The 19,990-nt window shown below is 63.4% G+C and carries 18 protein-coding genes and 1 pseudogene; 14 read left to right on the plus strand and 5 right to left on the minus strand.

What is annotated here, in order from left to right:
* The first annotated feature begins 5 nt into the window (after positions 1–5).
* From rpsD to eccB, 5 genes are all read left to right on the plus strand, one after another.
* The gene (rpsD, locus tag HMPREF2807_RS06680; protein WP_010189536.1) at positions 6–611 is read left to right on the plus strand and encodes a 30S ribosomal protein S4; all 606 of its coding nucleotides are present in this window, start codon (positions 6–8) and stop codon (positions 609–611) included.
* Between the two features lie 69 nt (positions 612–680).
* Positions 681–1,691 (plus strand): DNA-directed RNA polymerase subunit alpha, encoded by a 1,011-nt coding sequence (locus HMPREF2807_RS06685; RefSeq protein WP_070511333.1) that lies wholly within the window; start codon positions 681–683, stop codon positions 1,689–1,691.
* Between the two features lie 79 nt (positions 1,692–1,770).
* Positions 1,771–2,271 (plus strand): 50S ribosomal protein L17, encoded by a 501-nt coding sequence (gene rplQ, locus HMPREF2807_RS06690; protein WP_046648456.1) that lies wholly within the window; start codon positions 1,771–1,773, stop codon positions 2,269–2,271.
* 223 nt (positions 2,272–2,494) lie between these two features.
* A complete protein-coding gene (truA, locus tag HMPREF2807_RS06695; protein WP_070511335.1) occupies positions 2,495–3,355 on the plus strand; it encodes a tRNA pseudouridine(38-40) synthase TruA in 861 nt (286 codons plus the stop codon).
* Between the two features lie 53 nt (positions 3,356–3,408).
* On the plus strand, positions 3,409–4,668 hold the full coding sequence (gene eccB, locus HMPREF2807_RS06700) for a type VII secretion protein EccB (RefSeq protein WP_070511337.1): 1,260 nt from the start codon (positions 3,409–3,411) through the stop codon (positions 4,666–4,668).
* 184 nt (positions 4,669–4,852) lie between these two features.
* On the opposite strand, the pseudogene HMPREF2807_RS13505 reads toward eccB, so the two are convergent.
* A pseudogene (locus tag HMPREF2807_RS13505) lies at positions 4,853–5,821 on the minus strand (S8 family serine peptidase); the annotation flags it as partial.
* A complete protein-coding gene (gene eccD, locus HMPREF2807_RS06710; RefSeq protein ID WP_070511339.1) occupies positions 5,818–7,149 on the minus strand; it encodes a type VII secretion integral membrane protein EccD in 1,332 nt (443 codons plus the stop codon). The pseudogene HMPREF2807_RS13505 and the gene eccD, both read right to left, overlap by 4 nt.
* 129 nt (positions 7,150–7,278) lie before the next feature.
* On the opposite strand from eccD, the gene eccCa reads away from it, so the two are divergent.
* The 8 genes from eccCa (at position 7,279) to HMPREF2807_RS06750 (ending at position 16,586) form a co-directional block, all read left to right on the plus strand.
* Positions 7,279–11,001, plus strand: a complete 3,723-nt coding sequence (gene eccCa, locus HMPREF2807_RS06715) for a type VII secretion protein EccCa (protein ID WP_198531384.1) — start codon at positions 7,279–7,281, stop codon at positions 10,999–11,001.
* Positions 10,998–12,110 (plus strand): type VII secretion-associated protein, encoded by a 1,113-nt coding sequence (locus HMPREF2807_RS06720; protein WP_046648441.1) that lies wholly within the window; start codon positions 10,998–11,000, stop codon positions 12,108–12,110. The genes eccCa and HMPREF2807_RS06720 overlap by 4 nt, the downstream gene beginning before the upstream one ends.
* A 177-nt stretch (positions 12,111–12,287) precedes the next feature.
* The gene (locus HMPREF2807_RS06725) at positions 12,288–12,605 is read left to right on the plus strand and encodes a WXG100 family type VII secretion target (RefSeq protein ID WP_046648440.1); all 318 of its coding nucleotides are present in this window, start codon (positions 12,288–12,290) and stop codon (positions 12,603–12,605) included.
* 71 nt (positions 12,606–12,676) lie between these two features.
* Positions 12,677–12,964: a WXG100 family type VII secretion target gene (locus HMPREF2807_RS06730; protein ID WP_046648439.1), complete on the plus strand. Its 288-nt coding sequence runs from the start codon at positions 12,677–12,679 to the stop codon at positions 12,962–12,964.
* Positions 12,965–13,401: 437 nt separating this feature from the next.
* Positions 13,402–13,845 carry a 50S ribosomal protein L13 gene (gene rplM, locus HMPREF2807_RS06735; RefSeq protein ID WP_010189505.1) on the plus strand — a complete coding sequence of 148 codons (444 nt, stop codon included), beginning with the start codon at positions 13,402–13,404 and terminating at the stop codon, positions 13,843–13,845.
* Positions 13,845–14,381, plus strand: coding sequence for a 30S ribosomal protein S9 (gene rpsI / locus HMPREF2807_RS06740; protein ID WP_046648438.1), 537 nt, complete (start codon positions 13,845–13,847; stop codon positions 14,379–14,381). Before rplM ends, rpsI begins: the two co-directional genes overlap by 1 nt.
* A gap of 108 nt (positions 14,382–14,489) precedes the next feature.
* Positions 14,490–15,908, plus strand: coding sequence for a hypothetical protein (locus HMPREF2807_RS06745; RefSeq protein WP_070511343.1), 1,419 nt, complete (start codon positions 14,490–14,492; stop codon positions 15,906–15,908).
* Between the two features lie 9 nt (positions 15,909–15,917).
* Positions 15,918–16,586 (plus strand): hypothetical protein, encoded by a 669-nt coding sequence (locus HMPREF2807_RS06750; RefSeq protein ID WP_141745913.1) that lies wholly within the window; start codon positions 15,918–15,920, stop codon positions 16,584–16,586.
* Here HMPREF2807_RS06750 and HMPREF2807_RS06755 read toward each other — a convergent pair.
* The 3 genes from HMPREF2807_RS06755 to HMPREF2807_RS06765 are packed head-to-tail and all read right to left on the minus strand — an operon-like array spanning position 16,583 to position 18,359.
* On the minus strand, positions 16,583–17,263 hold the full coding sequence (locus HMPREF2807_RS06755) for a hypothetical protein (RefSeq protein ID WP_046648435.1): 681 nt from the start codon (positions 17,261–17,263) through the stop codon (positions 16,583–16,585). The genes HMPREF2807_RS06750 and HMPREF2807_RS06755 overlap by 4 nt on opposite strands.
* On the minus strand, positions 17,260–17,814 hold the full coding sequence (locus HMPREF2807_RS06760) for a hypothetical protein (protein WP_070511345.1): 555 nt from the start codon (positions 17,812–17,814) through the stop codon (positions 17,260–17,262). The genes HMPREF2807_RS06755 and HMPREF2807_RS06760 overlap by 4 nt, the downstream gene beginning before the upstream one ends.
* A complete protein-coding gene (locus tag HMPREF2807_RS06765) occupies positions 17,811–18,359 on the minus strand; it encodes a hypothetical protein (RefSeq protein ID WP_141761684.1) in 549 nt (182 codons plus the stop codon). The genes HMPREF2807_RS06760 and HMPREF2807_RS06765 overlap by 4 nt, the downstream gene beginning before the upstream one ends.
* A gap of 154 nt (positions 18,360–18,513) precedes the next feature.
* Here HMPREF2807_RS06765 and glmM point away from each other — a divergent pair, with 154 nt between their 5' ends.
* Positions 18,514–19,857, plus strand: coding sequence for a phosphoglucosamine mutase (gene glmM / locus HMPREF2807_RS06770; protein WP_049157018.1), 1,344 nt, complete (start codon positions 18,514–18,516; stop codon positions 19,855–19,857).
* Positions 19,858–19,990 lie beyond the last annotated feature (133 nt).

Consider the following 19,990-nt stretch of genomic DNA (forward strand, 5'->3'; position numbering starts at 1 on the left):
AGAAAATGGCTCGTTATACTGGCCCCGCTACCCGCGTATCCCGCCGTCTGCGCGTCGACCTGGTCGGCGGCGACATGGCATTTGAGCGTCGCCCGTACCCTCCGGGACAGGCTGGCCGCAACCGCATCAAGGAATCTGAGTACCTGCTGCAGCTCCAGGAGAAGCAGAAGGCCAAGTACACCTACGGTGTGCTGGAGCGTCAGTTCCGCCGCTACTACGCCGAGGCTAACCGCCTTCCGGGCAAGACCGGTGACAACCTCGTCGTTTTGCTCGAGTCCCGTCTCGACAACGTGATCTACCGCGCAGGTCTGGCCAACACCCGCCGCCAGGCTCGCCAGCTTGTCTCCCACGGTCACTTCACCGTGAACGGCAAGAAGATCAACGTTCCTTCCTTCCGCGTTACGCAGTACGACATCATCGATGTTCGTGAGCGTTCCCAGAAGATGGAATGGTTCGAAGAGGCTCAGGACCGCCTGGTTGACGCCAACGTTCCGGCGTGGCTGCAGGTCGTTCCGGACACCCTGCGCATCCTCGTGCACCAGCTGCCCGAGCGCGCTCAGATCGACGTTCCGCTGCAAGAGCAGCTCATCGTCGAGCTTTACTCGAAGTAATCCTTCGACACTTTCATCTTTACCCCTTCTACCGGCGTCAAATAGCGGGCGCCGACAAGGAGAAACTCCATGCTTATTTCCCAGCGTCCTCAGCTCACCGAGGAATTCATCGACTCGTCTCGCTCTAAGTTCGTTATCGAGCCGCTCGAGCCGGGCTTCGGTTACACCCTCGGTAACTCGCTTCGTCGCACGCTGCTTTCGTCCATCCCGGGCGCGGCAGTAACCTCCATCAAGATTGACGGTGTGCTCCACGAGTTCACCACCATCAATGGTGTGAAGGAAGACGTTTCCGAAATCATCCTTAACGTCAAGGGTCTGGTTCTGTCTTCCGACTCCGTCGAGCCGGTGGTCATGTACCTGAGCAAGGAAGGCCCGGGTGAGGTCACTGCAGGCGATATCCAGCCGCCGGCCGGCGTGGAGATCCACAACTCGGATCTGCACATCGCATCGCTGAATGAGTCCGCCAAGCTGGAGATGGAACTCGTCGTCGAGCGCGGCCGTGGCTACGTCCCGGCTGCCGCCACCTCGGGAGAAATCGGCCGCATTCCGGTCGACCAGATTTACTCCCCGGTGCTGAAGGTCTCTTACAAGGTCGAAGCTACTCGTGTTGAGCAGCGCACTGACTTTGACAAGCTGATCATCGACGTCGAGACTAAGAACTCGATTTCCGCACGCGACGCCCTGGCTTCCGCCGGCGGCACCCTGGTCGAGCTCTTCGGCCTGGCTCGCGAGCTGAACACCGCTGCTGAGGGCATTGAGATTGGCCCGTCCCCGCAGGAGACGGAGTACATCGCCGCCTACAGCATGCCGATCGAGGATCTGAACTTCTCCGTCCGCTCCTACAACTGCCTGAAGCGTCAGGAGATCCACACCGTCGGTGAGCTCGCTGAGTGCACCGAATCGGACCTGCTGGATATCCGCAACTTCGGTCAGAAGTCGATCAACGAGGTAAAGATCAAGCTGGCTAACCTGGGCCTGGCCCTCAAGGACACCCCTGAGGACTTCGACCCGACCCAGCTCGAAGGCTACGACGCAGAGACCGGCGACTTCAAGGACCCGGCTTCCGACGATTCCGAGTAAAGAATTCCACTGAATCGTGACGGCGCGGCTTTTTGCGCCCCGTCGCGCGCTCAATTAATCCGCACACGAGGAGTACATAATGCCTACCCCCAAGAAGGGTCCGCGTCTCGGCGGCTCCGCCAGCCAGCAGAAGCACCTGCTGAGCAACATGGCAGCGAGCCTGTTCGAGCACGGCGCAATCAAGACCACCGACGCTAAGGCGAAGCTGCTTCGTCCTTACGCCGAGAAGATCATCACCAAGGCGAAGGCCGGCACCGTTGCTGACCGTCGCGCAGTTCTCAAGCTCATCCCGCACAAGGATGTTGTTGCCTACCTCTTCGACGAGCTGGCACCGAAGTTTGAGAACCGTGAGGGTGGCTACACCCGCATCATCAAGCTGGACAACCGCTCCGGCGACAACGCCCCGATGTCCCAGATCTCCCTCGTTCTCGAGGAGACCGTGACCTCTGAGGCTAACCGCGCTACCCGCGCTGCTGCTTCCAAGCAGGCCGAGGAAGCTAAGGCTGAAGAGGCTGAGGCTGAGTCCGCTGAGGCTACCGAGGCTGAGGCTGAGGCTGAGGAGACCACCGAGGAGAAGTAATTCTTCTGAGGTCTAGGCAAGGCCCGCGCTCACCACTGCGGTGGGGCGCGGGCCTTTGTCGTTTTCTCCGCGCCACGGCGCAGAGAGGGGAGCCGTGCTCTGGATGAAGTACCGTTTTAACAAATAAGGGTCCAAGAATTGCACTTTTCAGGCCACTATTTGTTAAAACGGACCATCGACGTAGTCCCCACGGCAGATCGAGCGCACGGTATCATCAACCCCCATGAGTGATAGCGTTCGCCTGCGACTGGACTTGGCCTATGACGGCACCGACTTCCACGGGTGGGCCCGTCAAAAGGACGGCCTTCGCACGGTGCAGCAGACCATCGAGGAGAAGCTGGCTATGGTCTTGCGCCACCCGGTGGAGCTCACGGTGGCTGGGCGCACCGACGCGGGCGTGCATGCCAGCGGTCAGGTGGCGCACTTCGACACCACTCGCGCCGCACTAAGTCAGCGCAGCATTGATGGCGATCCCGCCAAACTGGTCCGGCGCTTGGCCAAGCTGCTGCCCGTCGACGTCCGCGTGCACGCCTGCACCGAGGTGTCGCCAGACTTCGACGCACGTTTTTCCGCCCTGCGTCGCCATTACGTCTACCGCATCACTACGCATCCGCGCGGTGCGCTTCCCACCCGTGCCCGGGACACCGCGACGTGGCTCAAGCCGGTGGACCTGGACCTAATGCAGGCAGCCGCCGACCAGTTGGTGGGTCTCAACGATTTCGTGGCCTTCTGCAAGGCCAAGCCACACGCCACGACCATCCGCGAGTTGCTCGCCTTCGAGTGGAAGGACGTCTCAACGCCCGCGGAGCCGCAGCTCTATGAGGCACACGTTAGCGCCGATGCCTTCTGTTGGTCCATGGTGCGCTGCCTCGTGGGATGCTGCCTGCGAGTGGGCGAAGGTTCCCGCGATGTGGAGTTCGCGGCCCAGATGCTTCAGGAAACCAGCAGGTCCTCCCAGATTCCCCTCGCCCCGGCCGCGGGGCTGAGCCTGGTTGGCGTGGACTATCCCGACGCAGACCAATTGGCTGCACGCGCGAAGATGACTCGCAGCCGTCGCGCTGCGGAAAACACGGAGTTGGGTTAATCTAGACCCCACTGCACCAGGGAGGGGGGTGCACTGATTCGGGGAGGATTCTCATGGCACGCGCGTTGCCTACTACCAAGGCCCAGGTATCGGGCCACAAGTTCTTGTTGCGCCGGCTCGAGCATGGCCTCGTTTTCGGCGATATCAGGATGATCCATGATCCGCTGAAACGGCGCCGGCGCGCTCTGCTCGGTGGAGTAGCCGCAGTCGCATTCCTTAGCCTCGGTTCGGGGCTCATTGCGTGGATGCAACCGGATCCGCAACCCGGGGATGCGCCCGTGGTCCGCTCTGCGGAGGGACAGCTTTTAGCTCTGGTCAATGGCACCTACCACCCGGTGGCTAACCTGGCGTCGGCCCGGCTCATTGCCAACGAAGCGGTGGAGCCACATGCGGCCGGGGATAGCTTTCTAGACCAGATAAGCTTAGGCACCCCGCTGGGGATTGCGGATGCCCCGAACCTCCTTGCCGCTGCGACAGGGGAGGAGCCAAGCTGGTCAGCCTGCTTGGAGGAATCCACCGAAGGGGAGAACTGGCAGTCCAGCAGTCGCGTCGGCACCGTGACCGTGGTGGCGCACCACGCCGTTCCCGGCTTCGACGAGGAGCAGGCCGCCGTGGCGGAATCCGAGGGCACGCAGTGGTTGCTCACCGGCCAAGGGCGCGTCGTGTTGCCCGAGGCCACGAGCACGCAAGGCAGGGTACTGCGCCGCGCCTTGGGGATGACCGCGGAGACGGCGGTGTGGAGCGTGCCGGCAGAGCTCCTCAATGCCTTCGCCGAACTGGAGCCGCTGAGTTTCCCAGCCGTGCCACCTGAGATTCTGGATACCGGCGAACAGCTGTGGGCGCGAACCGAGCAGGGCGTTTTCTCCATCACCCCCACGCAAGCGGAGATGCTCGTCGGCATGGGCGCGCAGCGTCTGCCGGCACAGTCACAGGAGGTTGCCGCGCTTGGCGACGTTCCACCGACCTTCAACCTCCCGGCTACCCGGATGGACTTCCTGTCTCCTGAGCACGGTTGGTTGTGCGCGACGCACCAGCATGGAGCCGGTACGACTCGCCCGGTGTCAGCCACCGTGGACTTGCCGGGTGATTCGGCGGCGCAGCGTTTCGCCGGTCTACAGGCGGGCGTGGGCGTGGACAGCGGGCATGGCTACCACGTGGTCTCTGCCACCGGCAGGCGCCACGAGCTGGCTAGCGCCGGGGAGCTACATGCGCTGGGCCTGGGGGAACCGGAGCAGGTGCCGTGGGAGATTCTGCGTCTGCTGCCGGAAGGTTCTGCCTTGAGCCGCGCGGAGGCCTTAAAGAATGAGCACTGATAACAGCCACGAGGACGAGGAACCCCAGGGCCCCGAGGAGTAGGCGCACCATAGGCCAGCCTTGGGCGGCCGGTGCTGTCAGTGGTGTCACCGCAAAGGAACGCTCCTCGCGGGTTTCGGCCGCAGGACGAAAGGTCACCGCGGTGAGGGGATCGACCACCCCGTGGCCGGGCTCGGCGGAATCGATGACGCGTTGGCGCAGCTGCGCCGGGGACTCGTCGGGGTAGCGCTGCACCAGCAGAGCGAGCGTTCCGCTGACCAGGGGCGCGGCGAAAGACGTGCCTTGAAAGAGGGTATCCCCCTTGGCACTGGCCCAGCCGCCGCCGGGTTCCAAGGCGAGTGGTACGTTGCCCTCTGCGCTGAGAGGTGCAGCGATGGAGTAATCCGCAAGGTCGTACGGGGTGGCTAGGGCGCCAACCGCGAGGACAGTATCCGCCACGGCGGGGAAGACCACATCACCTTGTTCACAGCCACCGGATGTCGCGTTTCCCGACGCCGCCACCACCACCGCCCCAGCGTCCTCCGCGCGCTGCAGCGCTGCGTCCAAGCCCGATCGATCCACCCGTGAGGCGGCATCCGGCGGGACGCAGGACACGACGGAGACGTTGATGACCTGAGCTCCCGCGTTCACGGCATCCTCGATGGCAGCAGCCAGGCTGGCCAGCGTTCCGGAACCGTGGTCTTCCTCCGCTGAACCATCGGCCCCTGCCGAGTTATCCGGCGCCGGTTGCCTGAAATGCGAACTGGTTTGCCGGATGGCGTAGATTTCCGCATCCGGGGCCACGCCGAGCTCTCTTCCTGCGATGACCCCGGCCACCACCGTGCCGTGCAGGTCACAGTCTCGCAGCGGGTCGGGCTCGTCTGGGGTTACGAAGTCCGCTCCCGGTGTCACGCGCAGCTGGGGGTGCGCGGCCACTCCGGTGTCGATGACCGCGACCTTCACCCCGGCACCCGTGGCAAAAGAATGCAGCCGCGCGCGATAGTCCGAGTATTGCGCGGAAGGCTGCGGCCCTGCCGCGGCGAGGGTAGCCTCCGCGCACGCGGTGTCTGGCTCGCGGGCAGCAGCTACCGGCCCGGGCAACACACAGGACCCCCACGCCAGACCAGCGCCAAGAGCAGCGCTGGCGGCGCCGATTCTAATTAGAGCTATCATGAGCCCAGCCCCCTAATGAACTCGAAGAGCCCAGCCAGGTGTGCGGCGAGCGGCAAACACGCAGCCAGTGCGAGGGCTTCGGCGCGCTCGAACCACACGATGGTGGTCGGCTCAATCTGCCGTAGTTTGCCTGCCCACACCGGTACTGACAGCATGGCCACAACGATGAGCCCCGCGATGACGCTGAGCACCCATGTTTCCGTGGTTGGCGCAGAAAGCCGCTGCCACTCGCGCAGCGGCACAGCCACCGAGGCACTAGCAGCGGCGAGGCCATAGATTCCCAGTGCCCACGCAGCAATGGGCCGGGCATGGCGTGCTGCATGCACGATGACCCCGCCAGCGATACTTACACACAGCGCTTGGGAGGCCCCCTGGGTTGCCGCCGCGTTGGCGTTCAATGTGACGAGGAGCAGGGCAGGGGCACCCGCCACCGCGCAGCCCACCGCGATGCCCTCGTAGGCCTGCCCGGCGCGCCGGGCAGCGAGCGCGTTATCGGTGGGTACCTCGTCCGAGATGCTTAAGTCTTGCCCGGCGGTGGGAAGCTGCGGCACGCGCAAACCCGCCAGTCGCGTGGTCAGCAGGGGAGCACCCGCCAACAGCCCCACGGTGGCGGCGAGGAGCGGGGCGGGGCCGAGGAGACCGACGAGCACGAGCAGGCACCACGTCGCGGCAGTAGCCCGGTCCCGCAGCCCGCCGATGCGTACCAGGTGGGAGAGCACCGCCGTCGCACCGACGGCGGTCGCGGCCCCCACGACGGGTGCCGCCGACACCGCGGTACCTGCAGGTCCAGCGACAAATGCTGCGCCAGTGGCTAACCCGCCCGCCAGCCCCGCGGCGACGTGCGCGGTGGCGAGCAGAGATCCTCGCCGCGTCCATACCGCAAGAACGAGGGCGAGGAGTGCAGTGGCGGCGCAGCCGACCGTGGGGGACAGTGTTGCGGCAAGGAGCCCACCGCCGGCGATAAGGCCCGCCACACCCCACAGCCCAGCCAGGCCAGAAAGCTGCGTGGCGGAGACATCGGCGGCTAATGCTTCCGCGGCGTCGCGCACGATGGGTGCCGGCGCCGGTGCATCCGGGCTAAGCACCAGCACGGAGCCTTCTTCTACGCTGGTGCGATCCAGTGGCGTGGTCATCGATATGGTCTTGCCCGCCGCGGTAGTGGCGCGCCACAGGATGGGTGCTGGGGGAACGTCGACAAGCACGAGCAGCTCCCCCAGCACCTCCCCGAGACTGGAAGAAAGCGGCAGTGAGATATCCGCTTCTTTGCGGGTCTGGCCTGCGTGGATACGGACGGTGACGCGGACAGAATGCGCGAGTGCGCGAGTCATGGAAAATACCTCCCCCGAGAAAAATTTCTGGGCAACCCCTTGCCCATTGCCTCACATTGTGGCTTACTGGTGGCACGCTGTCCACCGCTTAAGGAGGCGGTGGAGTACTTCGGGGGGAAGGACTTTGACATGCGCGTACCTACACGCGTCGTTGACACCGGGCTGTCGTCATATCGGGAACCAGCGCCACCACTGCCGCAAGGCAGCATTGATGCCGAGGCCGTGCCGGAGGCGGCCCGTGCCCAGCCCGTTCCGTTGGTTCGCCTGCTTATGCCGCTGGTCATGATCGCGGCCATGGTGGGCATGGTGGCGCTCATGGTTCTCGGCGCGGGTGATGCGCGCCGGATAAGCCCCATGAGTCTCATGTTCCCGCTCATGATGCTGGCCAGCATGGCGATGATGTTCAACCCGCAGGGAGGCGGGCAGGATCCGGACGAAACTCGCCGGACGTACCTGCGTCACCTCAAGGCGCTGCGCGAGGAGGCGCTGGAGCGCGCGGCGGCGCAGCGCGCGCACGAGGAACACCGCAATCCGGCGCCTGGGCAGCTCGGCGCGTTGATTCCGACGTCGCGCCTCTGGGAGCGGGATGCGGATGCCCCGGATGCGCTGGAGGTGCGGGTGGGCACCGGGCCGATGGCACTGTGCACGCCGATCAATGTTCCAGATTCGGGTGCCGCGGAAGACCTCGACCCAGTGTGTGCGGTGAGCCTGCGCCAGACCGTGCGCGCGGTGGGAACGCTGGCGGATATGCCGGTGGTCATCCAGCTCCAAGCCTTCCCTATCGTGGGGCTGGCCGGTGCGGATGCGCACGGTATGGCCCGCGCGCTGCTGTTGCACCTGGCGGTACTGCATGGCCCGGAAACCGTGGGCATTGAGTACCACGGGGAGAGCTGGGAGTGGCTGAAGTGGCTGCCGCACTCGAGGGATCCGGAGAGCGCTCAGTTTCGTATCCGCGTCGTGGAGGAGGACCACCGGCATCGCGGTGTACTGGACAAAGAGGGAGCGCCGGGGGACGCCCCGACGACCACCATCGCCGTGGGTGTCACACCTCATTCGCTGCTGGGCCGCCGTGCGGAGGACGAAGGCATTTACCTGCGGGCGGAAGGCGCGCTGTCCGTGGTTACCGCCGCGGGGGAGGAGGAGCTGGGCAGCTGCGCGCTTATCGACGTTTCCACGGCCCTCCTCCACGCCCGCACGCTTGCGCCCTATCATCGCCCCTTCGGCGGCGATGCTCCGGCAACGCCACGGCACGGTCGCGATGCAGACCTCCCTGTGCTGCTGGGCTACCGGGACGTGGATGCGCTGCAGGCCTCCGGCATGTGGCATGGCCGCAGCCCGGTCGAACGCCTGCGCGTGCCCATCGGTGTGGACGAGTCCGGGCAGGCGGTGGTGCTCGACCTGAAGGAGTCGGCGCAGGGCGGCATGGGCCCGCATGGGCTGTGCATCGGTGCTACGGGCAGCGGAAAATCGGAGCTGCTCAGGACGCTCGTCGTGGCCCTAGCCGCCACGCATAGCCCGGAGGAGCTCAACCTCGTGCTTGTGGACTTCAAAGGTGGCGCGACCTTTCTCGGCTGCGAGGAGCTGCCGCACACCTCCGCCGTGATTACCAACCTGGAGGAGGAATCTACCCTGGTGGAGCGCATGTACGATGCCATCTCCGGGGAGATGAACCGCCGCCAGGAGCTGCTGCGCAAGGCCGGCAACTTTGCCAATGTGGGCGAGTTCAATGCTTCCGCTGCCGCGGTGGCGGAGCACGGGCCGCTGCCGGCGCTGGTCATCGTGGTGGACGAGTTCTCGGAACTGTTGGGCCAGCACCCGGACTTCGCGGAGCTCTTCGTCGCAGTAGGAAGGCTCGGCCGCTCACTGCACGTGCACCTGCTGCTGGCATCCCAGCGCCTGGAAGAAGGGCGCCTACGGGGATTGGATTCGCACCTGTCCTACCGCATTGGCCTGAAGACATTCTCCGCCGGGGAGTCCCGCCAGGTCCTCGGTGTGCCCGACGCCTACCACCTCCCCGCCCAGCCGGGATCCGGCTACCTCAAGACGGATGCCGATGCCCCCACACGTTTCCAGGCCTCCTATGTGTCCGGCCCGGTGACGCGCCGGGTAGCGCTAGAAGATGATGCTTCCGCACAGCACACGGCGCGCCTAGAGCTTTTCACCGGGCACCGCGTGGTGGAGGAGGACCTAGACTTCGCAGTACTCGTGGACTCCTCGAGCACCCTCCTTGACACCGTGGTGGGGGCTGCCCGGGACGAAGCCGCCGGGCGCGGTCAATCAGCGCGGCGAATCTGGCTGCCGCCCTTGCCCGCCGTGGTGGAGCTGTCCAGTGTCGCCGCTGTGCAGGTAGAATCGCCCGGCGCGGGCGGCGGGCTGTGCGCCGAGGTGGGGCTTATCGACCGCCCCTACCACCAGCGCCAAGACCTACTCACCGTGGACTTCACGACGGGTGGCGGGCACCTGGCCCTGTGCGGTGGGCCGCAGTCGGGCAAGTCAATGGCGCTGCGCAGTATCGCCTCCGGAATGGCACTGCGGCACTCGCCGGACCAGGTGCGCTTTTATGTCATCGACTTGGGTGGCGGACAACTGCAGGTTCTGGAGCGGCTGCCCCACGTGGCCGGGGTGGCCGGCCGCGAGGAACCGGAGAAGGTACGGCGCATCGTCGACGAAGTCGCTGGCCTCGTGCGTCGCCCGGAATCCCGCCACACCTTCCTGATTGTGGATGGCTGGCACCACATTGGCACCTCTGGGGCGGATTTTGAAGATCTCGCCGAGCCGATTACCCAGCTGGTCGCAGATGGTGCGTCTTCCCACGTTCACGTCCTGATCGCGGCGGCGCGGTGGACCAGCCTGCGGCCGTCAATCCGGGACCTTATCGCGGCGCGCCTCGAGCTGCGTCTGGGTGAAGCCATGGATTCCCTCATTGACCGCAAAGCACAACAAAAACTCCCGGCAGCGCCCGGTCGGGGCATCACGCTGGCGGGGGAGAACCTGCTCTTCGCTGCGACGTCCCCGCAGGATATCGCTCATATCTGCGGAGTGCATGCGGACGCCCAGCCGGTCCCGCCGTTGAAGATGCTGCCCGCCCTGCTCACCGAGCTTCCACAACCGGCCGGCAGCCCACCGGCCGGGGTGGCTTGGGGAATTGGCGGGCCGGACCTGGACCTTCTGACGTGGGATCCGACCACGCAGCCCCACCTCGTGTGCATTGGTTCTCAAGGTTCCGGTAAGTCGCAGTTCCTCAGCGTGATTCTCGCCGGTATCAGCCAACTGAACCGGGAGGAAGCCCGCCTCGTGGTTATCGATGAGCGCCGGGCACATTTGGGGACGCTGGATGAGGAGATGGTGGCGGTCTACGGGGCGTCGGCAAGCGCAGCCACCCAGGCCATCCTCGATACCGTCCGCACCTTAGAGCAGCGCCTCCCCGGCCCCGAGGTCACTCCCGCGCAGTTGGCCGCGCGGAGCTGGTGGGAGGGGCCGGATATTTACCTTGTCATCGATGATCTCGACTTGGTCAGTGACATTGCCCTGGCACCACTTGTGGAGATTCTCCCGCACGCCCGCGATGTGGGCCTGCACCTAGTGCTCGCGCGCAAATCAGGAGGAATCGGGCGCGCGCTGTTTGGGCAGTTCCTCTCGGCAGTGCGCGACCTGCAGCCAGCACTGCTGCTTCTCGACGCCGACCGCGACGAAGGCGCCATCTTCGGCATCAAACCAGTAGCGCTGCCGCCCGGCCGCGGCCAATGGGTCGTGCGTGGGGCACCCCAAGGCCTGGCACAGGTGTATGTGCCGGACACCGACACACCAGAAGAACCACCACACACCACATCCAGCAAGGGAGATAACCAATGACCGCGACTCATGCACTGCGCACACCGTCGACTACGCCAGAGACCACACTCGTTATCACGGTGCTCGACGCCGCCACGATCTATGAGGGGCCGGAGACGATCTACCGCTACGACTTACCCGGCACTGGTATCGCCGAAGGCTGGGCGCTCGACGCCGTTCTTGACCAGGCAGAAAAGGTCTGTGGGGCGGAGTGGCCGGAGGTAAGCGCCGAGGTGGTAGCGGATCCATCCGGTACGGACATCACTGACGAGGCAGTGAGCATCCTGCGCCGCCAACTGACCGGCGCGGGCGCGACGGTAGTGGAAACAGAACCATCGCCGCCCGTGGTGGAACAAACACCGACTCTTACAAGGGCGGTTGTGGACGGGCACGACGAGGGCCATGCAGATACCGTGACAGCTGAGCGGCCGCGAGCCACGCGCGCGCGACGCTCCCATCGCGCGACACCACACCGCCTTTCTGCGCTCGTGGGAGGCATCGACCCCTTCTATATCGCCATTGCGGTCATGGTGCTCGTCGTGGCCGGGGTGTCCTGGTGGGCCGTGGGACGCAAAGACGCAGCCTTAGCAGCCGCGACACCACACCAGACGGCGGTAAGTACTTCCAGTGCTGCCCATTCGCCGGGTACGGCCCCGACCCAGAGCTCGGACGCGCCGACTGAGGAGGGCGGGACGCAAGGCTCGCCCGGGGATACCGGCAGTGCGCAGCTGCGTCCGGGCCAACAAGCCATCGACGTGGAAGGGATGTCCTTGGTCTTGCCACAGGGTTTTCGTACCAGCGTGGAAGATGGGCTCGTTACCGCGGCCGGTGAGGATCCCAACCTGCGGATCCTTGTCGCTGCAGATCCGCTTTTCAACGTGCCCGTTGACGTCCTTTTTGCGGAGATCAAGGAGCAGATCGAATCCGATCCCGCCCTCCGTGATCCGGTAGAGGAGTCCGGGCGGCTGACCTATACCGAGGACCCCGGCGATGGCTCGCGGGTGACCTGGATGATGTGGGAGGACAAAGGCCACCAGATGTCCGTGGGCTGCCACACCAAGTTCGAGCCCAACGTGGTGCAGAAGGCAGCGTGCCGAATGGCGGCGGAATCGCTGGTTAAGAAGGACTAAGCAGCGGCAAGCCAGAAAAATTAAAAACTTTGAAACCGGTGGGAACCGATGCGCCACTAACTCAGTCCAATAAGGGTGAGAAGGACACAGGGTGCTTCTCGGGGGGAAAGAAACACACATCAGGCCCCGTAGTAAAAGGGCATGCCCCAGGTAGGGAACAAAGAAAGGGAGAGAACAATGACTCAAACGTTCCGCACAGAAGCCGACGTAATGGTGGCCACCGCCGGCCGCGTCGACTCCACCAATGACGAGGTACAGGGTGAGCTCACCCGTCTGCAGGGAGTTGTGGACTCCGTCCGCGCCAGCTGGGCAGGCCGCGCGCAGGTTTCCTTTGACAACCTGATGCAGCGCTACAACTCCTCCGCACAGCAGCTGCGTGAGGCACTGACCGCCATCAGCGACAACATCAGGGACAATGCCCGAAACTTTGATTCGGTTGAGGCAGATAACGCCCAGTCCTTCGACAACGTCGGCGGCGCGGGCCTGGCCCTTTAAACAGAGCCGCAGCCTCCTATAGCCGTACGCACTGAACCACACACGAGCACACAGAAGATAAGGAACACGCAATGTCTGGAATTAAGTATCAGTTTGGCGCCATCGCTGGTGCCGCCGCCGACATCAACTCCACCTCCGGCCGCATCAACGGGCTCCTCGGTGACCTTAAGGCCACCCTGCAGCCGATGGTATCGACATGGGAGGGAGAAAGCGCCGCCGCATATAACGCGGCGCAGGCCAAGTGGGATAAAGCTGCCGCCGAGCTCAACACGGTGCTAGCGACCATCTCCACCACGGTGTCCCAGGGCAATGACAATATGAGTGACGTCAACCGCCGCGCCGCCGCTAGCTGGGGCTAAACCGTCTCGACTGCGGGTCTTTCGCTAGGAGTATGGGCGCAGTCTTCCATCACCATTCACAACCATGAGCGGTGGGTGGCGTGGAGGAAGGCGTGAAGGGCTAGGAGAGGGGGTGCAGTCAATGGAAGGGCTGGACGCACCACCTCACAGTCAGCACTTTCTGCCCACCTAGTGAAAGGCGCCGGTATCGCTTCTCATCAACGTTTCTGTCTCTACCCCCACCCCGAAGTATCTGGGGATGGAGGCGTTGGTGAGGGGCGATATCGGCGTTTTGGGTTTTCAAACAGCCTCATACTAAAGTGAAACACCTATGTGTCCGCACCCGCGTCTACGTGGGTGCGCGCGTGCTGCAGGTCTCCACCGGCCGCTGTATGTACCGCGTAGGGGCTTACATAGCGTTGGCCGGCAGTTCCGAGACAGACTTTCAAGGAGTCATTTTGTCTACTTTCCACCCGAAGAGCGGTGACATCACCCGCAAGTGGTACGTCATCGACGCTACCGACGTGGTTCTGGGCAAGCTTGCTTCCACCGTGGCTGACATGCTGCGCGGCAAGCACAAGCCCCAGTACGCACCGAACGTTGATTGCGGCGACCACATCATCATCCTGAATGCGGACAAGATCCACATTTCCTCCAACAAGCGCGAGCGCGAGATGCGCTACCGCCACTCCGGTTACCCGGGCGGCCTGAAGTCCATGACCCTTGGTCAGTCCCTGGACGCCAACCCGGTCCGCGTTATCGAGGAAGCTGTGAAGGGCATGATGCCGCACAACAAGCTTTCCAACGCCTCCATCAAGAAGCTGCACGTTTTCGTGGGCGAGGAGCACCCGTACGCCGGCCAGAAGCCGGAAACCTTTGAGTTTAAGCAGGTGGCACAGTAATGACCGAGCAGAACATCGACAACAATGTAGCCGACGCTGCCGACATCGCTGCAGCAACCGCCGCTACCGAGGAGTTCACCAACACCATCGGTGATTCCCTGGCAACCGACACCGAGGCTGAGGTTGAGACCGCTGCCCCGGCTATCCACGAGGGCCCGATTCAGACCGTTGGCCGCCGTAAGCGCGCCATCGCTCGTGTCCGCCTCGTCGCTGGTTCCGGCAACATCTCTGTCAACGGCCGTGCCTTTGACGAGTACTTCCCGAACAAGCTGCACCAGCAGGACATCCTGCAGCCGCTGACCATCCTCGAGCGCGAGGGCCAGTTTGACCTCAAGGTCACCGTCACCGGTGGTGGCCCGACCGGCCAGGCCGGCGCCCTGCGTCTGGCTATCGCCCGCGCACTGAACATCTACAACCCGGCTGACCGCCAGGCCCTGAAGAAGGCTGGCCTGCTCACCCGTGATGCTCGTGCCGTGGAGCGCAAGAAGGCTGGTCTGCACAAGGCACGTCGTGCCCCGCAGTACTCCAAGCGTTAATCTTCGCGCATACTGCATTTTCGAAAGCCGCTGCTTCCCTTTCGGGGGAGGTGGCGGCTTTCCCCGTTCGGGCAGCGCACTGGTGTGATTCTCCTTATACTAAGCGGCGTGAAAGTCATTCTTGAGAGCGCGCGGGACGCACTATCAGTCCCCTTGGACGCAGCAAAGCTGCTGTGGCGGTACCTGCCGCAGCTGATCACGGTGATTTGCCTGTCGCTGGCCGTGCGCGCGGCGGTGCTGTGGTTGGCGGTGGTTATTTCTGAGTATTCGCCGTTGGCCGCCACGCTCATCTTCCCCTTTGCGCCGCTTTCTGTGATGACCGGCGTCATCGTGTGCTTTTGGATCATGCAGCCGTCCATGGAGTTCTTTGGCGGCGAGACCCGCTTTAGCAAACTGGATAAGACCACGCTGCTGACCGTCGGTGGCCTCCTCATCCCGTTCCTCACCGTGTATTCCTCCCACGGTCTGTTGCGCGACGACGCGCGGACCTTTGTCTACGACTCCGTGACCATCGAGGTGGCCACCAGCTTTCTCGATTATGATTTCGGGCGCTCGTTCATAAACTCCGGATGGCTATTTGCAGGGTTTCTCATTTCTATCGTGGTGCTGCGCAAACTCATTGGTGCGCTGCAGTTGGGGGAGCGCGCCTTTGGCGTGTCCACTGCGGCCGCGTACCTGGAGGTGCTGTGGATGGCCACGGCGTCGCTAAGCATCACCAGCAATTTTGAGAAGGTCCGTGTGTGGATTCTTAGCCGGCAAGGCATTGGCCCCGTATGGGACTCTATTGTCACGGCGAAGGATTGGATTGTCGCCCACACCTGGGTCATTGGTGCGGTGATTGGGTGGCTGTGGAATAACGCGGCGCAAATCGGCAACTTTATCGTCGTGCCCTTCGCATGGCTGACCCTCGGCGCGGTGGTCTACAACACGAGCCTGACCAGAGAGAAGGACAGTTCTGAGCCGGACACGTCAGGCGAGGAGGACGCGGTACCGCCCCTGCAGACGGTAGCCGATGCCCCCATCGAAGGTCCCGCCGAACGAGGAAAGCTCTCCCCGCATGCCGAGCAGAAGATGTGGGCCGATTATGGGCGTCGCTATTCGGAAGCAGCCTTCCGAACGACGCGAGACATGCTGGACAACGCCGCGCAGCCACTCGTCGGCCCCTTCCGTAATGCGTGGCGCAATTTCAAGACGCTGGCAGTCGCCGGTGCGGTCCCCATGCTGACCTTCTGCCTCGTCTTCGTCTTGGCTTCGGGCGCTGAGCTGGGCGTAGTCTATGCCCTGCGTGCCATCATCAAACCGCTGGCGCTGGGGACCATCACCATTGGGCTTGAGCCTTATGCGCTGGTTTTTGCCCGAGCCGTGTACTTCCTCGTTGCGCTCCCGCTGGTGGTAGCCGCGCTGGACCGCTTCCTCAACGCTGAGTACGCCGAGGCGGAGGACGCAGATGAGAGCACCGACGAAAACCAAGGCGAAGAGCCGGACGCTGAATCTGCCGTCCCAGCGAGCCAGGCGGGAGAGAAGTAGGTGGAATCGGTGACACAGACTACTGAGCACACTCAAGCCGGTGACGTGGATCGCGCAGAAGCCACGACCGATCCTGATACCCACATCAGCGCGCGCAAGCTGAACATTCTCACCCTGGTTGTCGCGGTGGTGTTGATTGCTGGCGGGATTACGGTTGAGCAGATCAACAGGCGCGGGTCCAGCGAGGAGCTGGCGCGTCCGGACCTGCGGGAGGACCACATCGTGAACCTGCGCCCTGAGACCGCGGACGTCTTGCCGGAGGCCTTCATTGAGAAGATCGCCCTGTGTACCGAAGCACCGCTGCAATCCGAGAATGCTCTGCTAGAAGGAGCCCACGGCTATTCCTGCAAGCCGTGGCTTACCAAGGAGCAGGACGCTGAGGGGCTCATGACATTCCATAGTCCGCGGGACATTGTCATTGGGGAGGAGGCCGAAGAGATGTACAGAGCCTTGCCCGATTATCACGATGATGCCTTCCAGACGTCGACCCGTACTGTTCGCGAGGCGAATGGTTCCGCCCCGGAAGTCCTCGTCAACGAATGGGGCAAGGATGGATTCGGCGGTGGCGACATTTTCGTCTACTACCCAGAAGAGAAGGTAATGGTGTCGTGGCCGTGGAACAAGACCGATCCGGGCGCGGAGGACGTTGAGGCGGTTGTCCGCGCAGAAGGCTTCTAAGCGCCTGTGCGCAGGCGCACCTCATAAGGGGCGCCCCAGGTGACGAATAATTCGGAAGGCTCGAAATCGGCGTTGGTGACGAAGTAGTACGTCATCTCCCATTCAGCCGGCCGCGCGCTGGGCTCGGGGAGGATATTGGCATCTAGTTCGAAAGGATTGATGGCCATCGGCCCCGCAGCCCCTTCGGGTTCACAGAGGTTGGGGAAGGCGGCGGGCATATCGGTCGGCACGTCCTGCGGGGACAACACGAGGCGGACAGGTTGCTCGATCCCTTGGCCGTCACGGAGCCCGACCTCGCATCCTTCAAGTGGGCTTTCCGGATCCGCATGCCAGTCCACGGTGGCCTTGTAGAGTGCGGTGTCCCCGGGGAGCGCAGGGGGATCCATGAGGTTCTTGTCGGCATAAAGGGAGCCGAATTCGGAGGGGTCTGCCTTGTCGATGGCGGCCAGGGTGACCGTCGCCGAGCGCTGGGCGGTGTCCTGGTCTAGCTGATAATCAAAGCTGAACTCGGCGGGCTCTTGCTTGGTGGCCTCGACGGTCGAATGGACCGACAGCGGTCGGTATCCGTGCACCATGACGGAGGAGGAGGCCGCCACCATGATCGCGAGCGCCGGAAGAGTTGCTGCCCACCACCACGCCTTCGAGGCCTTCTTCGATGCTGTGTCTTGGGACGTCATGCTTTAACCTCCACGGCTGTGTGAATTTCCTTGCCCATGGGGACCGGTTGTTGGTGGAAGTCGCCGAGGAGATTCTCCACCTCTAGCGCCAGCGTGGCGGGGCCCAGCGAATGCTCTGGGAGTACAAAGAGACTGGTACAGGTCATGGGGAGGGAGACGACCTCGGCGTCGCATTGCGGTGTGGTCGTTCGGAAAACACGGCCCTCGGAGTCTTCCAGTTTCAGGCTCAGGGGGTAGGAGTGAGTGCGCTCCAGCGTGAAATCGACGGCTACTTCATACAGCTCACTGAGCTCCTCGCCCTCGGGCAGAGTACCGGTGAATTCCGCGTAGTCGCCGGACGCCAGTGGGCGAGTGTGGACGTCTACCTGGCTAATGCGGGTGTGCCCGGGTATTTCGTCGGTGTACTCAAAGTGGGAGAATTCCACCTCGCGCGGATCGGGCATCTGGTCACTAATGAAGATGCCCAGGGAGGTGATCGCTGCGGCCACGGCGATCATGGGGACCTTCTTGCGGTTGAGCAGGGGCAGGGAGGAAGATTTGCGGTGGGTCATGCCAACTCCATCTCTGCTACGGGGGTGGGGTCAAACCATCGGTAGGACATGTCCAGGCTGGATTTGCGCACCGTCAGATCGTTGAGAACAAGCGCTGTTCCGGGGGCATCGTCGACGGTGATGTCGACGGCGAAGGGAACCCCGGGGTTGGGCCTGGTCACCGCCCCGTTCTCCAGTGAGGGCGCGATGGAGAACTGCTCAAAGGGGATAGTCTCACCATTGCGGGTAAGGCTAAACATCTGTTGGTAGTCCGTGAAGGCGATGTCTTGGGTGTTGAGGAACGTGGCGGTGACGTGGACTTGGCCGGCCTCGACGCGGGGCTTATCGACGACCACCTGGGCCTGCTGCAACTCCACCGTTTCGCCCGGAGCGATGACTGCAGGTTCTTCCGTTTCCGCGGGCTCGGTATTTCCGAGCACCAGAAATAGCGCTGCGACAACGAGTACCGCCATGTTGAACTTGGTGAGCACACCATCGGTGAGGGCTTTGAAGAGTTTCACTCCCTTCGACTCCCTCACGCGAGTCAAGCCTTTCGCATAGGACATGGTGATTATTCAAGCAGAGGACGGCCCAGCGCGCGCGTTAACTGGGGAAACTCCCCACCGGCCCTGCTCACAGGGCAGAAGGTGGGAAGAAGTTTACACAACAAGAACGAGCCGACCTGCGCCAGGCAAGGGGGAGCGGGCATAATAAACAACTATGACTCGACTTTTTGGAACCGATGGAGTTCGCGGCCTCGCGAACAAGAAGCTCACTCCCATTCTGGCTTTGCGCCTAGGGCAGGCAGCGGCGGAGGTGCTGACCTCGGACCGGGAGTCCTACGAGCGCCGCCCGCTGGCGATTATTGGGCGCGACCCGCGTGTGTCGGGCGAGATGTTGGATGCGGCGATTGCCTCGGGCTTGGCCTCACGCGGCGTCGACGTCGTGCGCGTCGGCGTGCTGCCGACCCCGGCCATCGCATTCCTCACCGATGATTTTGGGGCGGACCTCGGCGTGATGATTTCCGCCTCCCACAACCCGATGCCGGACAATGGCATCAAGTTCTTTTCCGCGGGCGGCAAGAAGCTGCCGGATGAGGTGGAAGACCGCATCCAGGCTGCCATGGACAACCTCACCGACGGTGGGCCCACGGGGACCAAGATTGGTCGCATTATTTCGGAGGCCCCCGACGGCCGGGAGCGCTACCTCAAGCACCTAGCAGAGGTCGTCACCACGGATCTGAGCGGTATCAAGGTTGTCGTCGACACCGCAAACGGTGCTGCCTCCAAGGTTGCTCCGCAGGCCTATGAGGCAGCGGGCGCTGAGGTCATTGCTATCCACAACAAGCCCAATGCCTTCAACATCAACGAGGACTGCGGTTCGACCCACATTGAGAAGACTCAGGAGGCCGTCGTCGAGCACGGCGCTGATCTGGGCCTGGCCCACGACGGTGACGCTGACCGTTGCCTAGCCGTCGATGCTGAGGGCAACGTCGTTGACGGTGACCAGATCATGGCGATCCTCGCGGTGGGCATGAAGGAAGAGAACGACCTCCGCTTCAACACCCTGGTGGCCACCGTGATGTCGAACCTGGGGCTGAAGCTGGCGATGCAGGAGCAGGGCATTGAGGTCAAGGAAACCGCCGTGGGGGATCGCTACGTGCTGGAGGAGCTCAACCGCGGTGATTTCTCCCTGGGCGGCGAGCAGTCCGGTCACGTCGTGCTGCCGGATGATTGCACCACTGGCGATGGCACACTGACGGGACTGTCCATCATGGCGCGCATGGCTAAGTCCGGCAAGACCCTTAAGGAGCTGGCCTCCGTGATGACGGTATTGCCGCAGGTGCTCATCAACGTGCCGGTGTCCGATAAGGCGGTCATCCTCAATGCCCCCGAAGTCAAGGAAGCTATTGCCGCCGCCGAGGCAGAGCTTGGTGATACGGGCCGCGTCCTGCTGCGCCCCTCCGGCACGGAGGAGCTCTTCCGCGTCATGGTGGAAGCAGCTGAAAAGGAGCAGGCACGCAAGGTAGCGGGCAAGCTTGCTGCCGTCGTTGCCGCTGTCTAGTTCTACCCGCATAATCGCAACCCTGGGCCTTTGGCCTGGGGTTTCTTCTTTTTCTGCGCGGTGGGGGAACCGGCGGGTGGCTTTCTCAGTCCAATAAGAGCAGGAATCACTGTTTGTTGTGGACAAGAAGGAG

Source organism: Corynebacterium sp. HMSC074A09, assembly GCF_001811545.1.
Classification (GTDB): Bacteria; Actinomycetota; Actinomycetes; order Mycobacteriales; family Mycobacteriaceae; genus Corynebacterium; species Corynebacterium hiratae.

What these genes read in the sequence shown, in the direction of transcription:
- HMPREF2807_RS06765 (WP_141761684.1), bottom strand. Translation starts at nt 18,359, where the DNA reads ATGTCCTATGCGAAAGGCTTGACTCGCGTGAGGGAGTCGAAGGGAGTG.
- eccCa (WP_198531384.1), top strand. Translation starts at nt 7,279, where the DNA reads ATGCGCGTACCTACACGCGTCGTTGACACCGGGCTGTCGTCATATCGG.
- rpsD (WP_010189536.1), top strand. Translation starts at nt 6, where the DNA reads ATGGCTCGTTATACTGGCCCCGCTACCCGCGTATCCCGCCGTCTGCGC.
- eccD (WP_070511339.1), bottom strand. Translation starts at nt 7,149, where the DNA reads ATGACTCGCGCACTCGCGCATTCTGTCCGCGTCACCGTCCGTATCCAC.
- HMPREF2807_RS06720 (WP_046648441.1), top strand. Translation starts at nt 10,998, where the DNA reads ATGACCGCGACTCATGCACTGCGCACACCGTCGACTACGCCAGAGACC.
- eccB (WP_070511337.1), top strand. Translation starts at nt 3,409, where the DNA reads ATGGCACGCGCGTTGCCTACTACCAAGGCCCAGGTATCGGGCCACAAG.
- HMPREF2807_RS06685 (WP_070511333.1), top strand. Translation starts at nt 681, where the DNA reads ATGCTTATTTCCCAGCGTCCTCAGCTCACCGAGGAATTCATCGACTCG.
- truA (WP_070511335.1), top strand. Translation starts at nt 2,495, where the DNA reads ATGAGTGATAGCGTTCGCCTGCGACTGGACTTGGCCTATGACGGCACC.
- HMPREF2807_RS06725 (WP_046648440.1), top strand. Translation starts at nt 12,288, where the DNA reads ATGACTCAAACGTTCCGCACAGAAGCCGACGTAATGGTGGCCACCGCC.
- rplQ (WP_046648456.1), top strand. Translation starts at nt 1,771, where the DNA reads ATGCCTACCCCCAAGAAGGGTCCGCGTCTCGGCGGCTCCGCCAGCCAG.
- HMPREF2807_RS06760 (WP_070511345.1), bottom strand. Translation starts at nt 17,814, where the DNA reads ATGACCCACCGCAAATCTTCCTCCCTGCCCCTGCTCAACCGCAAGAAG.
- HMPREF2807_RS06730 (WP_046648439.1), top strand. Translation starts at nt 12,677, where the DNA reads ATGTCTGGAATTAAGTATCAGTTTGGCGCCATCGCTGGTGCCGCCGCC.
- rpsI (WP_046648438.1), top strand. Translation starts at nt 13,845, where the DNA reads ATGACCGAGCAGAACATCGACAACAATGTAGCCGACGCTGCCGACATC.
- HMPREF2807_RS06755 (WP_046648435.1), bottom strand. Translation starts at nt 17,263, where the DNA reads ATGACGTCCCAAGACACAGCATCGAAGAAGGCCTCGAAGGCGTGGTGG.
- glmM (WP_049157018.1), top strand. Translation starts at nt 18,514, where the DNA reads ATGACTCGACTTTTTGGAACCGATGGAGTTCGCGGCCTCGCGAACAAG.